Source organism: Arthrobacter sp. UYCu712 (assembly GCF_040547005.1).
Classification (GTDB): Bacteria; Actinomycetota; Actinomycetes; order Actinomycetales; family Micrococcaceae; genus Arthrobacter.
Genome location: NZ_JBEPOZ010000062.1, coordinates 1 through 1,601, shown reverse-complemented (window position 1 = coordinate 1,601; position 1,601 = coordinate 1). Strand labels below are relative to the sequence as shown.

Annotated in this window: 2 pseudogenes; both read left to right on the top strand. The window is 62.8% G+C overall.

Features of this window, described 5'->3' with window-relative positions:
- Positions 1–95 precede the first annotated feature (95 nt).
- A pseudogene (locus tag ABIB51_RS23140) lies at positions 96–814 on the top strand (IS3 family transposase); the annotation flags it as partial.
- Positions 762–1,077, top strand: a pseudogene (locus tag ABIB51_RS23135) (transposase); the annotation flags it as partial. The pseudogenes ABIB51_RS23140 and ABIB51_RS23135, both read left to right, overlap by 53 nt.
- Positions 1,078–1,601: the final 524 nt, after the last annotated feature.

Here is a 1,601-nt window from a genome sequence, read left to right as displayed (position 1 = left end):
GTGTCTGCGTGCCATGATTCGTGAATTTCCTCCTGTGTCCATTCTCGGACACGAAACTCACACAAACACTGGACTTCTACACGGGGACCCAACCAGTGACCTGCAGGGTGTTGAAGTTCAGCAAGCAAGGCTATTACCGGTGGAGGGCGAACCCGGTGACGGAACGGGACTGGGTCGACGCGCTTCTGGTCAACGCCGCCCTGGACATCCACGCCGACGATCCGGCGTTTCGGGTACCGGTTCAGCCGACGAACTCCCGGAGAAAGGCAACAGGGCGGGCGGGAACAGGGTCCAGCGCCTGTGCAAAGACCACGGCATCTGGTCGGTGTTTTCCAAGAAGCGGGGCCCGACCCGAAAGTCTGGACCACCGGTCCATGATGACCTGGTGGAGCGGGATTTCACCGCAGCGGCGCCCAACGAGCTGTGGCTGACCGACATTACCGAGTACCCCACTGCCGAGGGGAAGCACTACCTCTGCGCGGTGAAGGATGTCTATTCCGGGAGGATCGCCGGGTACTCGATGGACTCGCGGATGAAATCCTCGCTGGCGGTGTCCGCTCTGGAGAACGCGGCGCGGTCACGCCGCCCGGCAGGGACCGTTGTGCACTCGGACCGTGGATCCCAGGCCGTATTCAACCGGTCCCGCCGCTTCGTTGAATCGCTCCGGCACCACGGGCTGACCGGCTCAATGGGCAGGGTCGGCGCGTGCGCGGACAACGCCGCGATGTAATCGTTCTTCTCGCTGCTGCAGAAGAACGTCAAAGGTCGCCGACCACCTCGAAGTCGCCCGACACGACGTGCTCGAGTTCGCACCGTTGCCAAGGGGGGCTCTGGCGGCAGATGAGGTCCAACAGCCCGCAGGAATGCCTGAACAGGGAGATCCGCCGCCGCACCGACGTAATCGGGATCTTCCCCGACCGGTCATCGTTGATCCGTCTCGTCGGCGCCGTCCTCGCAGAGCAACACGATGAATGGATCGAAGGCCGCCGCTACCTCAGTCTTGACCCCATACAGCAGGCACAGACCGTCGGAGCCACCCCAAAGGAGGCAGGGACAACGAGAGAAATGGCGCTCAGCGCCCAAACAAACCAAGGATCACGCGGCAACCGCATTACACCCACGCAAATGGACTTGCCCGACCGTCTGCTGGCTAGGAATCCCACTGTCCTCCCGGACGTCGACTTTTTCTTGAATGGCCAGGGCCCCATGGTCGGCTCGCGCAGATATCGATCTGGCGATCCCTACTGGCCATAGCAGCCGGAAGCTTGTCCGTTTCTTCTGTGCACTGGACAGAGCTGGGACAACTATTCGCGTCTGAGAGCCGCGTGAGCGCGTCGACAAGATCCCGGCACTCCGCGTGATGCCCACGTCGGGCACCCAAGGTTTTCCCATGCTGCCCTCCCTAGTCTCTGTCTTGTCATGGGGGACTAGGCCGCAGGGGGGCACTGATGAATCGTTGGTCGATACATCGAGCCTCTTCCCTGATCCGGCACGCGGGCCGAAAAACCGGCCATGGACGCCTGACGGCAGCCTTGGTCGGCTGCCTGCTGGTCACGGGGTATGTGGCCGTGGCTCCGTACGGCTCCCAGGGCGCGACCGGA